15 protein-coding genes are annotated in these 11,768 nt (G+C 68.7%); 10 read left to right on the top strand and 5 right to left on the bottom strand.

Annotated elements, in window-relative coordinates; all coding sequences use genetic code 11:
* The first annotated feature begins 175 nt into the window (after window positions 1–175).
* From petA to NJQ99_RS13830, 9 genes are all read left to right on the top strand, one after another.
* Window positions 176–745: a ubiquinol-cytochrome c reductase iron-sulfur subunit gene (gene petA / locus NJQ99_RS13870; RefSeq protein WP_269333467.1), complete on the top strand. Its 570-nt coding sequence runs from the start codon at window positions 176–178 to the stop codon at window positions 743–745.
* 11 nt (window positions 746–756) lie between these two features.
* Complete coding sequence (locus NJQ99_RS13865; RefSeq protein WP_269333466.1) at window positions 757–2,028, top strand: cytochrome b; 1,272 nt, start codon at window positions 757–759, stop codon at window positions 2,026–2,028.
* Between the two features lie 25 nt (window positions 2,029–2,053).
* Entirely contained in the window at window positions 2,054–2,875 is an 822-nt protein-coding gene (locus NJQ99_RS13860; protein ID WP_269333465.1) for a cytochrome c1, read from the top strand.
* A 147-nt stretch (window positions 2,876–3,022) separates the two neighbouring features.
* The gene (locus NJQ99_RS13855; protein WP_269333464.1) at window positions 3,023–3,895 is read left to right on the top strand and encodes an S-methyl-5'-thioadenosine phosphorylase; all 873 of its coding nucleotides are present in this window, start codon (window positions 3,023–3,025) and stop codon (window positions 3,893–3,895) included.
* Window positions 3,896–3,900: 5 nt separating this feature from the next.
* Window positions 3,901–4,428, top strand: coding sequence for an adenine phosphoribosyltransferase (locus NJQ99_RS13850; RefSeq protein ID WP_269333463.1), 528 nt, complete (start codon window positions 3,901–3,903; stop codon window positions 4,426–4,428).
* A 101-nt stretch (window positions 4,429–4,529) separates the two neighbouring features.
* Window positions 4,530–5,627, top strand: coding sequence for an S-methyl-5-thioribose-1-phosphate isomerase (mtnA, locus tag NJQ99_RS13845; protein ID WP_269333462.1), 1,098 nt, complete (start codon window positions 4,530–4,532; stop codon window positions 5,625–5,627).
* The gene (locus tag NJQ99_RS13840; RefSeq protein ID WP_269333461.1) at window positions 5,624–6,286 is read left to right on the top strand and encodes a class II aldolase/adducin family protein; all 663 of its coding nucleotides are present in this window, start codon (window positions 5,624–5,626) and stop codon (window positions 6,284–6,286) included. Before mtnA ends, NJQ99_RS13840 begins: the two co-directional genes overlap by 4 nt.
* A 78-nt stretch (window positions 6,287–6,364) precedes the next feature.
* Window positions 6,365–6,496: a hypothetical protein gene (locus NJQ99_RS13835; protein ID WP_269333460.1), complete on the top strand. Its 132-nt coding sequence runs from the start codon at window positions 6,365–6,367 to the stop codon at window positions 6,494–6,496.
* 22 nt (window positions 6,497–6,518) lie between these two features.
* On the top strand, window positions 6,519–7,166 hold the full coding sequence (locus tag NJQ99_RS13830; protein ID WP_269333459.1) for a glutathione S-transferase family protein: 648 nt from the start codon (window positions 6,519–6,521) through the stop codon (window positions 7,164–7,166).
* Window positions 7,167–7,181: 15 nt separating this feature from the next.
* On the opposite strand, the gene NJQ99_RS13825 is transcribed toward NJQ99_RS13830, so the two are convergent.
* The 4 genes from NJQ99_RS13825 to NJQ99_RS13810 are packed head-to-tail and all read right to left on the bottom strand — an operon-like array spanning window position 7,182 to window position 10,251.
* Entirely contained in the window at window positions 7,182–8,741 is a 1,560-nt protein-coding gene (locus tag NJQ99_RS13825) for an AMP-binding protein (RefSeq protein WP_269333458.1), read from the bottom strand.
* A gap of 54 nt (window positions 8,742–8,795) precedes the next feature.
* Complete coding sequence (locus tag NJQ99_RS13820; RefSeq protein WP_269333457.1) at window positions 8,796–9,299, bottom strand: PaaI family thioesterase; 504 nt, start codon at window positions 9,297–9,299, stop codon at window positions 8,796–8,798.
* Window positions 9,296–9,778 (bottom strand): MaoC/PaaZ C-terminal domain-containing protein, encoded by a 483-nt coding sequence (locus NJQ99_RS13815; protein ID WP_269333456.1) that lies wholly within the window; start codon window positions 9,776–9,778, stop codon window positions 9,296–9,298. The genes NJQ99_RS13820 and NJQ99_RS13815 overlap by 4 nt, the downstream gene beginning before the upstream one ends.
* On the bottom strand, window positions 9,775–10,251 hold the full coding sequence (locus NJQ99_RS13810) for a MaoC family dehydratase (RefSeq protein ID WP_269333455.1): 477 nt from the start codon (window positions 10,249–10,251) through the stop codon (window positions 9,775–9,777). The genes NJQ99_RS13815 and NJQ99_RS13810 overlap by 4 nt, the downstream gene beginning before the upstream one ends.
* Window positions 10,252–10,441: 190 nt before the next feature.
* On the opposite strand from NJQ99_RS13810, the gene NJQ99_RS13805 reads away from it, so the two are divergent.
* The gene (locus NJQ99_RS13805; RefSeq protein WP_269333454.1) at window positions 10,442–10,642 is read left to right on the top strand and encodes a YgaP family membrane protein; all 201 of its coding nucleotides are present in this window, start codon (window positions 10,442–10,444) and stop codon (window positions 10,640–10,642) included.
* A gap of 27 nt (window positions 10,643–10,669) precedes the next feature.
* Here the strand turns inward: NJQ99_RS13805 and ychF are convergent, their stop codons facing one another.
* A complete protein-coding gene (ychF, locus tag NJQ99_RS13800; RefSeq protein WP_269333453.1) occupies window positions 10,670–11,767 on the bottom strand; it encodes a redox-regulated ATPase YchF in 1,098 nt (365 codons plus the stop codon).
* Window position 11,768: the final 1 nt, after the last annotated feature.

The following is an 11,768-nucleotide window of genomic DNA, read 5'->3' as shown; positions in this document are numbered from 1 at the left end:
GGCGGCAGGCGGTCCTGCGGGGCAGGCATGCCGCATTACGTCACATCGCCGCGTCGGGGGGATTGGACAATATGTGGTCATGGTGTAATACGCGACCGCCGGGGCGTGCCATTTTGCACGAGGCGGGCAAGACAGGTACGCCAGACAGGGCTTGGCAAGACAAGGGTTGGGACCAGTGACGGACACCACAGCTCACCAAACGCATGACCCGTCGTCCGAAGGGGACGGCGGAACGCGTCGTGATTTCATCTATGTCGCGACCGCCGCCTTCGGCGCGGTCGGCGCGGCCGGGGCCGTGTGGCCGCTCATCAACCAGATGAACCCGGACAAGTCGGTCCTGGCGCTGGCGTCCACGGACGTGGACCTGTCGCCGATCGAGGAAGGCCAGCGGGTCACCGTGACCTGGCGGGGCAAGCCGGTGTTCATCGACCACCGCACGCCGGAGCGGATCGAGCAGGCGCGCTCGGTGGCCGTCGCCGACCTGCCCGATCCGCAGACCGATGCGGAGCGGGTGAAGGAAGGCCACGAGGCGTGGCTCGTGATGATCGGCATCTGCACCCACCTCGGCTGCGTGCCGAACGGGCAGGGCAGCGGCGAAGCAAAGGGCGAGTACGGCGGCTGGTTCTGCCCGTGCCACGGTTCGCACTACGACACGTCCGGGCGGATTCGCCGCGGGCCGGCGCCTCGGAACCTCGACGTGCCGCCCTACGAATTCCTCGACGACACGACGATCCGAATCGGGTGAGGTCTGAAACCATGAGCGGACACGGCTCGAACTACGTTCCCAAGAACAAGGTTGCCGCCTGGGTCGACAGCAGGTTGCCGATCTTCAGCCTGATGAACGATCAGCTGAACGCATTCCCGACCCCGAAGAACCTGAACTACTGGTACACCTTCGGCGGCATCCTGACGTTCATGCTGGTGGTACAGATCATCACGGGCGTCGTGCTGGTGATGCATTACACGCCGCACACCGATTACGCCTTCGCGTCGATCGAGCACATCATGCGCGACGTGAACAGCGGCTGGCTGCTGCGCTACATCCACATGAACGGCGCGTCGATGTTCTTCATCGCCGTCTACATCCATATCTTCCGCGGCCTCTACTACGGCTCCTACAAGGAACCGCGCGAGGTGCTGTGGATCCTGGGCGTCGTCATCCTGCTGCTGATGATGGCCACCGCGTTCATGGGCTACGTGCTTCCCTGGGGGCAGATGAGCTTCTGGGGCGCGACCGTGATCACCAACCTGTTCTCGGCGATCCCGCTGGTGGGCGAGTCGGTGGTGACGTGGCTGTGGGGCGGCTTCAACGTCGACAACCCGACGCTCAACCGCTTCTTCTCGCTGCACTATCTGCTGCCGTTCGCGATCGCGGGCGTGGTGGTCCTGCACATCTGGGCGCTGCACGTGCCGGGCAACAACAACCCGCTCGGCATCGACGTGAAGGATCCCAAGCAGGACGCGGTGCCGTTCCATCCGTACTACACGGTGAAGGATGCCTTCGCGCTCGTGGTCTTCGTGATCGTGTTCGCCTTCTTCGTGTTCTACATGCCGAACTACATGGGCCACCCCGACAACTACGTCGAGGCGAACCCGCTGGTCACGCCGGCGCACATCGTGCCCGAATGGTATTTCCTGCCGTTCTACGCGATCCTGCGCGCGGTGCCGGACAAGCTGGGCGGCGTGCTGCTGATGTTCGGCGCCATCGCGGTGCTGTTCATCGTGCCGTGGCTCGACACGTCGAAGGTGCGCTCGGCGACCTTCCGGCCGATCTACAAGCAGTTCTTCTGGCTGCTGGTGATCGACTGCATCGTGCTGGGCTATGTCGGCTCCCGCCCGGCGGAAGGCGTGTGGATCATCATCGGCCGTATCGCGACCGCCTATTACTTCCTGCACTTCCTGGTGATCATGCCGCTCGTGGGGCTCATGGAGACCCCGCGGCCGCGGCCGAAGTCGATCGCCGAGGCCGTGCTGGCGAAAGCGAAGTCCAAGGGCGAGGGCGGCGCGGCTGCCCAGCCCGCCGAGTGACGCCTGGATGATGGGATCGAGAGCAATGAAGAAAACGACAGTCATCCTTGGCCTCGCCCTCGGCATGGCGGTCATGGGCGGTCCGGCCGCCCTCGCCGCCGGCAAGGTCGAGCCCGCGATCAACATCGACTTCAGCTTCGAGGGGCCGTTCGGCAAGTTCGACCGGGCCCAGCTGCAGCGCGGCTTCCAGGTGTACAAGGAGGTCTGCGCGGCCTGCCACTCCATGAACTATGTGCACTACCGGGCGCTGGGGGAGGAGAACGGGCCGGGCTTCACCGAGGAAGAGGTCCGCGCCATCGCGGCCCAGTACGAGGTGCAGGACGGTCCCGACAGCTCGGGCGAGATGTTCATGCGTCCGGCGCTGCCCTCCGACAGGTTCGTGGCTCCCTTCCCGAACAAGGAAGCGGCGACCGCGGCGAACGGCGCCTATCCGGTTGACCTGTCGCTGATCACCAAGGCGCGGGCGGGCTTCCACGGCACCATCAAGCAGTTCTTCGAGGGCATCGGCGGGCCGGAGTACGTCTACTCCGTGCTGACCGGCTACCAGGAGCCGCCGGCGGACGCGGGCGAGGGGCCGGCGGGAAGCAACTACAACCCCTATTTTGCGAACGGCCCGTGGATCGCCATGGCGCCGCCGCTGATGGAGGGGCTGGTGGAGTATGCCGACGGCACGCCCGCGACCGAGGACCAGATGGCGCGCGACGTGGCGGCCTTCCTTGCCTGGGCGGCCGAGCCGACCATGGTCGAGCGCAAGGAGACCGGCCTGCGCGTCATGCTGTTCCTGTTCATCCTCGCGGGCCTGCTCTACGCGAGCTACAAGAAGATGTGGAAGGGGATCGCGCACTGAGCGGCGGGATCCCTGCCCCCTTCCTCGCGGAGGGGTGAGAGACGGCAAGGCCGCGCGAGCACCCCTCGCGCGGCCTTTCATCTGTCGGGCGGCGTGCCAGAACGCCCGGAAACAGGCAGACAAGGGCAGAGAGGGGTGTCTCACGACATGACGCGGCGCATCGGAATCATCGGCGGTTCGGGCCTCTACGAGATCGACGGGCTCGAGGACAAGGAATGGCGGCAGGTGGGGACGCCCTGGGGCGCGCCGTCGGACGCGCTGCTGTTCGGACGGCTGGGCGAGGCCGAGCTCGTGTTCCTTCCCCGCCACGGCCGCGGGCACAGGCTGAGCCCGAGCGGCATCAACTACCGCGCCAACATCGACGCGCTGAAGCGGTCGGGCGTTACGGACATCATCTCGGTCTCGGCGTGCGGCTCGTTCCGGGAGGAGCTGGCGCCGGGCGACTTCGTGGTCGTCGACCAATTCATCGACCGCACGTTCGCGCGCGAGAAGAGCTTCTTCGGCAACGGCATGGTGGCGCACGTCTCCATGGCGCACCCGGTGTGCGGGCGGCTTGGCGACATGCTGGAGACGGCGGCGCGGGCCGAGGGCATCACCGTCCACCGCGGCGGCACCTACCTGGTGATGGAGGGGCCGCAGTTCTCCAGCCTCGCGGAGTCAAACCTCTACCGGCAGTGGGGCTGCGACGTGATCGGCATGACGAACATGCCGGAGGCCAAGCTCGCCCGCGAGGCGGAGATCTGCTACGCGACCGTCGCCATGGTCACGGATTACGACTGCTGGCACCCGGACCATGAGCACGTGGAGGTCGAAAGCGTGATCCGCGTTCTGGTCGGCAACGCGGTGAAGGCCCGCGGCCTCGTCGCGCGCGCCGCGCCGGAGCTTGCGCGGCACGACGGCGCCTGCCCGCGCGGCTGCAACCACGTGCTCGACACCGCGCTGATCACCGCGCCCGACGCGCGCGACCCGGAGATGCTGAAGAAACTCGACGCGGTCGCGGGCCGCGTACTGGGAGGCTGAACGCGATGGACATCAAGGGCCTGATCCGCACCATCCCGGACTATCCCAAGCCCGGCATCATGTTCCGCGACGTGACCAGCCTGTGGGGCGACGCGCGCGGGTTCCGGCGCGTGGTGGACGAGTTGGTCCAGCCCTATGCCGGGACGCGCATCGACAAGGTCGCAGGCATCGAGAGCCGCGGCTTCGTGATCGGCGGCGCGGTCGCGCACCAGCTGTCCATCGGCTTCGTGCCGGTACGCAAGAAGGGCAAGCTGCCCTGGAAGACGCTGGCCGAGGACTATGCGCTGGAATACGGCCACGACACGCTGGAGATGCACGTCGACAGCGTGAAGCCCGGCGAGCAGGTGCTGATCGTCGACGACCTGATCGCCACGGGCGGAACGGTCGAGGCGGCGATCAAGCTCGTGCGCCGGATGGAGGGCGTGGTGGTCGGCTGCGCCTTCATCGTGGACCTGCCGGACCTCGGCGGGCGCAAGCGGATCGAGGCGCTGGACGTGCCGGTGTTCGCGCTCGCGAGCTATGAGGGGCATTGAGAGGGCATTGACGGGGCGGGCCCGCATCGCGACATGGAAGGCCCTAAGAGGGACGGCACGCGAGAGATGCACGCGGCAGACCCCGAGCAGGTGAGGCGCCCATGAAGATCGACGGCACGCACTATCGCACCATCTGGCGCGGCGAGGGGGAGGCGAGCGTCGTGGTCATCGACCAGACGCAATTGCCCTTCCGCTTCGCCACGCGCACGCTCAACCGCTGGCAGGACGCGGAGGAAGCGATCCGCACCATGGTCGTGCGCGGCGCGCCCTGCATCGGTGCGACGGCGGCCCATGGCATGTGCCTGGCGCTGGCGGAGGATGCCTCCGACGAGATGCTGGAGACGGCGGCGAAGGGCCTGAAGGCCGCGCGCCCGACCGCGATCAACCTGATGTGGGCGGTGGACGAGATGCTGGCCGCCGTGCGCAACCGGCCGCGGGGCGAGCGGCTGGAGGCGGCGTGGGCCCGGGCCGCCGAGATCTGCGACGCCGACGTGGAGATCTGCCGCAGGATCGGCGCGCACGGGCTGAAGCTGATCGAGCAGGCGGCGGCGAGGAAGAAGGCCGGCGAGCGAGTCAACATCCTGACGCACTGCAATGCGGGCTGGCTTGCCTGCGTCGATTGGGGGACCGCGCTCGCGCCGATCTACATGGCGCACGACAAGGGCCTCGACGTGCATGTGTGGGTGGACGAGACGCGCCCGCGCAACCAGGGCGCGGCGCTGACGGCGTTCGAGCTTGGCGGGCACGGCGTGCCGCACACCATCGTCGCGGACAATGCCGGCGGGCACCTGATGCAGGCCGGGCTGGTCGACCTGTGCATCGTCGGCACGGACCGCACGGCGGCGAACGGCGACGTGGCGAACAAGATCGGCACCTACCTCAAGGCGCTGGCGGCGCACGACAACGACGTGCCGTTCTATGTGGCGCTGCCTTACACGACGATCGACTGGACGCTGCCGAAGGGCGTGGGCGCGATCCCCATCGAGGACCGGTCCGGCGAGGAGGTGACGCACCTGACGGGCCGCACCGCCGACGGGCGCATCGAGACGGTGCAGGTGAGCGCGCCGGGAAGCGCGGCGGGCAACCCCGCCTTCGACGTGACACCGGCCCGCCTCGTCACCGCGCTGGTGACGGAGCGCGGCGTGTGCCCGGCGAGCGCGGAGGGCCTGCTGGACCTTTATCCGGAGCGGCGGGGATGAGCGCGGAGGGCGCGGCGCGCGCCAGTGTCCTGGCCGCGACGCTGGCCATGAGCCGGTCGGGCCTGACGCCCGGGAAATCGGGAAATGTGTCGGCGCGCGTGCCGGGCGGCATGGTCATCACGCCGACGGGCGTGCCCTACGAGGGCCTGACGGAAGCGCAACTGAGCTTCGTGGGCGAGGACGGGGCGACGCGGGAGGGCGAGCCGCTGCCCTCCTCGGAATGGCACTTCCACATGGCGGTCTATGCCGCGAAGCCGGACGTGGGCGCGGTCGTGCACACCCATTCGCGCTTTGCCACCGCGCTCGCCTGCACCGAGACGGGGCAGCGGGACGGTATCCCGCCCTTCCACTACATGGTGGCGGTCGCGGGCGGGACTGACATCGCGTGCGCGCCCTATGCAACCTTCGGGACGGAGGAACTGGCGGGACACGTCGTCGCGGCGCTGAAGGGGCGCAATGCCTGCCTCCTCGCCCATCACGGGGTGATCGCGTGCGGGGCGACGCCGGAGAAGGCGCTGGCGCTGGCGCACGAGGTCGAAACGCTCGCGGCGCAATATGTGACGGCGCTGGGGGTCGGGGGCGTGCGCCTGCTCGACCGGGACGAGATGGCGCGCGTGATCGGGAAATTCCGCACCTACGGCCAGCAACCCAAGGCCTGACTCCCGCGTTGACGAGGTGAGACAGGGTGGCGCGGGGATGTGCCCGCGCGCTGCCCCATGGGCAGAAAGGAGGCCGTCATGGTCACCGAGAACGGCGAACGCGCCCGGCAGGGCGAAACCTCGCGAAACGCCAACGTCCGCAAGATCCTTGTTTTCTCCATGCTGGGGGCTGCTATCGTCATGATCCTGGCCTATGGGTTCGTGGTCTGACGAAGGGGCAAAAGGGGGACGCATGACGGGACGGCTGACGCTCTACATCGGCACGAAGGCGTGGTCGTCCTGGTCGATGCGGCCGTGGCTGGCGCTGAAACTCGCGAACGCGGAGTTCGAGGAGGTGCTGATCCCGCTGCGCGAGCACGGCACGACCCCGGCGCTGAAAAAGCTGCACGGCGCGGCGAAGGTGCCGGTGCTGCATCACGAGGTGAACGGGCAGAACCTCACGGTCTGGGATTCGCTGGCGATCTGCGAATACGCCAACGAGCTTTTCCCCGACGCAGGCCTGTGGCCCGAGGACCGGGAGGCGCGGGCGCACGCGCGCGCCGCCGCCGCGGAGATGCATTCGGGCTTCGCGCCCCTGCGCAAGAACTGCCCGATGGACATGGCACGCGAGCATCCGGGGCGCGGCCTCGACGCCGAGGGCGTGGCCGCCGACATTGCGCGGATCGAGGCCCTGTGGGCGGAGGCGCGGTCGGCATACGGTGCGGGCGGGCGCTTCCTCTACGGCCGCCCGACCATTGCGGACTGCATGTATGCGCCGGTCGTCAGCCGCTTCCGCACCTACCAGCCGGAGCTTTCGGAGACGAGCCTCGACTATGTCGCGGCGGTCAGCGACTGGATCCTCTACCGGACTTGGGAAGAGGCGGCGGTGAAGGGGGTCTAGGCGGCCCCCGGTACGCTAGCCCGCGTTCGCCGCATCCTTCGCCTCCGCCGCGAGCAGGTCGCGGAGTTCGCGCTTGAGGATCTTGCCGTAGTTCGACTTGGGCAGGTCCGCGATGAAGCGGTAACGCTTCGGGCGCTTGAAGCGCGCGATCTCGGCGGTGACGAAGGCGTCGAGGTCGGCCTCGTCCAGCGTCACACCCGGCTGGGCGACGACGAAGGCCACCACTTCCTCGCCCCAGTCGGCGTGCGGCGCGCCCACGACGGAACATTCCAGCACGCCCGGATGGCGCAGCAGCACCTCCTCCACCTCGCGCGGGTAGATGTTGGTGCCGCCGGAGATGATGACGTCCTTGGAGCGGTCCTTGAGGGTGAGGAACCCGTCCTCGTCGAACACGCCCACGTCGCCCGTGTGCAGCCAGCCGCCGCGCAGGGTTTCCGCCGTCGCCTCCGGGTTCTTCCAATAGCCCTTCATCACGGGATTGCCGCGGGCGACGATCTCCCCCTCCTGGCCTGGGGGCAGGGGGGTATCGTTCTCGTCCACCACGCGCACCTCGACCACCGACTGCGGGAAACCCGCCGAGGCGATCCGGTCGCGGAAGCGGGGATGGGTGCGGTCGACGTAATAGGCGCGCGACAGGCCGGTGATGCACATCGGGCTCTCGCCCTGGCCGTAAAGCTGTGCGAGGCGGGGGCCGAGGACGTCCAGCGCGCGCTCCACGTCCGCGACGTGCATCGGCGCGCCGCCATAGACGATGACGCGCAGGTTGGAGAAGTCGGGGGCGGCCGCCTCGCGCGCCTTGGCCACCAGCCGGTTGATCATGGTGGGGGCGGCGAACATCGAGACCTCGGGCCAGTGGGCGATGAGGTCCATGATCTCCAGGGCGTCGAAGCCGCCCGACTCCGGGATCACCTGCGCCGCGCCCATGGCGACGTTCGGGAACATGTAGAGGCCGGAGCCGTGCGACATCGGCGCCGCGTGGACGATCGCGCCGCCGGGCGGCACCTGGTCGATGTCGAGGAAATAGCTGGTGGTCGTCGCCAGCAGATTGTCGTGCGTGATCATCGCGCCCTTCGGCCGGCCCGTCGTGCCGGAGGTGTAGAAGAGCCAGGCGAGATCGTCGCGCGCCATCTCCGCGTGGCTGGCGAGCGGGGTCCCGGCCAGCAGCGCGTCGTGATCGGGGCCGTCGAGCGTTATCGCGGTCTCCACGCCCGGCGCATGGGTGCGCGCCTCGGCCACGGCGTCGGCCTTGTCGGGCGAGGCGAAGACGACGCGCGCGCCCGAATGGTCGAGGATGTAGGCGATCTCCTTGGGGTGCAGCTTGGCGTTCACCGGGACGGCGGCGAGGCCCGCGGCCCAGATGCCCCAGACGGTCTCCACATAGGCCGGCGTGTTGGCCGCGACGATGGCGACGCGGTCGCCGCGCGCAAGGCCGTGAGAAGAGAGAAGGCCCGCCGCGATTGCGCGGGCGCGCGCGTCGAGCGCGGCGAAATCGTGCAGCACGGTCTTGCCCAGCGCCACGGCGGGGCGGTCGCGGTGCACGGTGCTGGCGCGGGCGAGCAGGTGATAGATGTTCATCGGGCGGCGGTCCTCGTCTGATGCTGCCGTCTTGTGTGCGGCGGTTTGGGCGGGTCACTCCACGGGGAAGATGACGCAGGTCGTGGTGCCGTGGGCGTAGAGCTTTCCGTCCTTCTCGCCGACCAGGCGTCCCTCCGCCGTGCCGACGCGGCGGCCGCCGTGGATCACGGTGCCGATGGCGAGCAGCGGGCCGGTCGAGGGCAGGATCGCGCGGGTCAGGTTCACCGAAAGCTCCGCCGTGGTGTAGGCGGTGCCGCGCGGCAAGGTCGTCTGCACCGCGCAGGCCATGCAGGAATCGAGCAGCGTCGCCGCCCAGCCGCCGTGCATCACGCCGATCGGGTTCATGGCGAAGTCGGCAGGTTCCCCCCGGAAGACGACGCGGCCCGGGCCCACCTCGTGAAAGGCGAAATTGAGGGTGGCGGCGATCGACGGCGGCGCGCGCTCGCCCGCGAGGATTTGCTGGAGCATCTCGAGGCCGGTGATGTCGGCAAGCTCGGCCGGATCGAAGCGGTTCTCGCGGTAGGTGTAGGTGCGGGTCTTCAGCGGCGGCAGCGTCATGGGTCCTGCCTCTTGCGGACGAGGCCGAGGCCCTCGAAGCTGCAGGCCGTCTCGCCGCGCTGGTTGACGATCTCGGACAGCACGGTGGTGAGCGCCCAGCCGGGCTTCTTCCAGTCCTCGACCGCGGTGCGGGTCGCGTAGAAGGTGAGCGTGTCGCCCATGAGCGCGGGCTTCATCCAGCGGATGTTGCGCTGGCCGGGGGAGGGGCCGAGGCGGGCGCGCACCCCCTCCGGGTCCGGGTAGGACTGGATGATCCCCTCCCGCCAGCGGACGTAATGGCCCATCCAGAGCGCGCAAAGCTGCCAGCCGGACGCGGCGAGGCCCTTGAAGAGGCTCTGCCGGCCCGCCTCCTCGTCGAGGTGGAAGGGCTGCGGGTCGAACTTCGCGGCAAAGCCCACGATCAGGTCGCGGGTGAGGTGCGTCTCGCCGAGGCGGATGCGCACGCCCGTCTCGATGTCCTCAGGCAGCAGGCCGGTCATGCGCGCTCCCCTCCCGTGGCGAGCGCGGTGCGCCGGCGCAGCATCTGGGTCGAGTGCATCTCCATCACCACCTCGCCCGCGGCGTTCAGAAGCTGGTGCTTCATGGTGTTGAGGCCGAGGTCGGGGCGGGAGTTGGAGGCCCGGCGCGCGAGGATCTCGCTGCGGCCCGTGAGCACGTCGCCGGGGCGCACGGGCTTGAACCAGCGGATATCGTCCACGCCGGGGGAGCCGAGGCTGGCGGCACGGTTCGCATAGCCGTCGCTGAACAGCCGCATCCAGATGCCCGCGCTGTGCCAGCCGCTGGCGCAGATGCCGCCCAGGATGGTCGTGCGGGCATAGGCGTCGTCGAGATGGAAGCGCTGGGGATCGTACTCCTCCGCGAAGGCGACGATTTCCTCTTCCGTGACCGTGTAGGAGCCGTAGTCGAACACCTGCCCGACCTCGAAATCCTCCCAATGCAGCAAGTCGGCCATGCGCATCCCGTTGTCGTTGGAAATCCGGAAGCGACTGTACCGGCGGGGGACGGGGAAGGCCAAGCCCCGCGCGTGTGCAAGGCTGAGATGCGCACATGATCCGGATCAAGGACGCACGAGCGGCAGGACGGCATCCTCCCGCCCGACGCGAGGGTACTTTGCGTACCCGTTAGCCAGGGAGGCTTCGGCCATGTTCAAGCAGAATGTCGGCTCGATCGACCGCGTGTTGCGGATCGTCGTGGGCCTGTTCCTCGTCTCGCTCGTGTTCTGGGGGCCGCAGACGTTGTGGGGGCTGATCGGCCTCGTGCCCATCGTCACGGCGCTGGCGGGCACGTGCCCGGCCTACACGATCCTGGGCCTGAGCACGTGTCCGGCGAAAAGCCGCGCGTGAACCGCGCGGCCCGGGCGGCCCGGCAGCTCAGACGTTGAACTTGAAGAGCAGGACGTCGCCGTCCTGCACGACGTATTCCTTGCCCTCGTCGCGGGCCTTGCCGGCGTCCTTCGCGCCGACCTCGCCGTTGTATTTGACATAGTCGTCATAGGCGATGGTCTGGGCGCGGATGAAGCCGCGCTCGAAATCCGTGTGGATGACGCCGGCGGCCTGCGGGGCCTTGGTGCCGCGCGTGATGGTCCAGGCGCGTGCCTCCTTCGGCCCGACGGTGAAATAGGTGACGAGGCCCAGAAGCTCGTAACCCGCACGGATCAGCCGGTCGAGGCCGGGCTCCGCGAGGCCGAGGCTTTCGAGGAACTCGTCGCGCTCCTCGTCGGCAAGCTGGGCGATCTCCGCCTCGATGGCCGCGGAAATGACGACGCAGGCCGCGCCCTCGGCGGCGGCCTTCTCCGCCACCTTCTCCGACAGCGCATTGCCAGTGGCGGCCGACGCCTCGTCCACGTTGCAGACGTAGAGCACGGGCTTGGCGGTCAGAAGCTGGAGGCCGCGGAAGGCCTTGTCCTGTTCGGGCGTGATCTCGAGCAGACGGGCGGGCTTGCCGTCGCGCAAGAGGTCGAGCGCCCCCTGCATTAGCGAAACCTCGGCCTTCGCCTCCTTGTCGCCGGAGTTCGCCTTCTTCTGCAAGGGCGCAATGCGGCGTTCGAGACTGTCCATGTCTGCGAGCATCAGCTCGGTCTCGACCGTCTCGGCGTCGGCGAGCGGGTCGACACGCCCCTCGACATGGGTGATGTCGCCGTCCTCGAAACAGCGCAGGACGTGGACGATGGCGTCCACCTCGCGGATGTTGGCGAGGAACTGGTTGCCGAGGCCCTCGCCCTTCGACGCGCCGCGCACGAGGCCGGCGATATCGACGAAGCTGAGCCGCGTCGGGATCACCTGGCGCGAACCGCCGATCTTCGCCAGCGTGAAGAGGCGCGGATCGGGGACCGCGACCTCGCCCGTGTTCGGCTCGATCGTGGCGAAGGGGTAGTTGGCGGCGTGCGCCGCGGCGGTGCGCGTCAGCGCATTGAACAGGGTCGACTTGCCGACGTTGGGCAGGCCGACGATGCCGCATTCGAAACCCATG

This window comes from Futiania mangrovi, from assembly GCF_024158125.1.
Taxonomy (GTDB): Bacteria; Pseudomonadota; Alphaproteobacteria; order Futianiales; family Futianiaceae; genus Futiania; species Futiania mangrovi.
This window is presented reverse-complemented; position numbering and strand designations above follow the sequence as displayed.

What these genes read in the sequence shown, in the direction of transcription:
- NJQ99_RS13865 (WP_269333466.1), top strand. Translation starts at nt 757, where the DNA reads ATGAGCGGACACGGCTCGAACTACGTTCCCAAGAACAAGGTTGCCGCC.
- NJQ99_RS13860 (WP_269333465.1), top strand. Translation starts at nt 2,054, where the DNA reads ATGAAGAAAACGACAGTCATCCTTGGCCTCGCCCTCGGCATGGCGGTC.
- NJQ99_RS13855 (WP_269333464.1), top strand. Translation starts at nt 3,023, where the DNA reads ATGACGCGGCGCATCGGAATCATCGGCGGTTCGGGCCTCTACGAGATC.
- NJQ99_RS13850 (WP_269333463.1), top strand. Translation starts at nt 3,901, where the DNA reads ATGGACATCAAGGGCCTGATCCGCACCATCCCGGACTATCCCAAGCCC.
- mtnA (WP_269333462.1), top strand. Translation starts at nt 4,530, where the DNA reads ATGAAGATCGACGGCACGCACTATCGCACCATCTGGCGCGGCGAGGGG.
- NJQ99_RS13840 (WP_269333461.1), top strand. Translation starts at nt 5,624, where the DNA reads ATGAGCGCGGAGGGCGCGGCGCGCGCCAGTGTCCTGGCCGCGACGCTG.
- NJQ99_RS13835 (WP_269333460.1), top strand. Translation starts at nt 6,365, where the DNA reads ATGGTCACCGAGAACGGCGAACGCGCCCGGCAGGGCGAAACCTCGCGA.
- NJQ99_RS13830 (WP_269333459.1), top strand. Translation starts at nt 6,519, where the DNA reads ATGACGGGACGGCTGACGCTCTACATCGGCACGAAGGCGTGGTCGTCC.
- NJQ99_RS13825 (WP_269333458.1), bottom strand. Translation starts at nt 8,741, where the DNA reads ATGAACATCTATCACCTGCTCGCCCGCGCCAGCACCGTGCACCGCGAC.
- NJQ99_RS13820 (WP_269333457.1), bottom strand. Translation starts at nt 9,299, where the DNA reads ATGACGCTGCCGCCGCTGAAGACCCGCACCTACACCTACCGCGAGAAC.
- NJQ99_RS13815 (WP_269333456.1), bottom strand. Translation starts at nt 9,778, where the DNA reads ATGACCGGCCTGCTGCCTGAGGACATCGAGACGGGCGTGCGCATCCGC.
- NJQ99_RS13810 (WP_269333455.1), bottom strand. Translation starts at nt 10,251, where the DNA reads ATGGCCGACTTGCTGCATTGGGAGGATTTCGAGGTCGGGCAGGTGTTC.
- NJQ99_RS13805 (WP_269333454.1), top strand. Translation starts at nt 10,442, where the DNA reads ATGTTCAAGCAGAATGTCGGCTCGATCGACCGCGTGTTGCGGATCGTC.
- ychF (WP_269333453.1), bottom strand. Translation starts at nt 11,767, where the DNA reads ATGGGTTTCGAATGCGGCATCGTCGGCCTGCCCAACGTCGGCAAGTCG.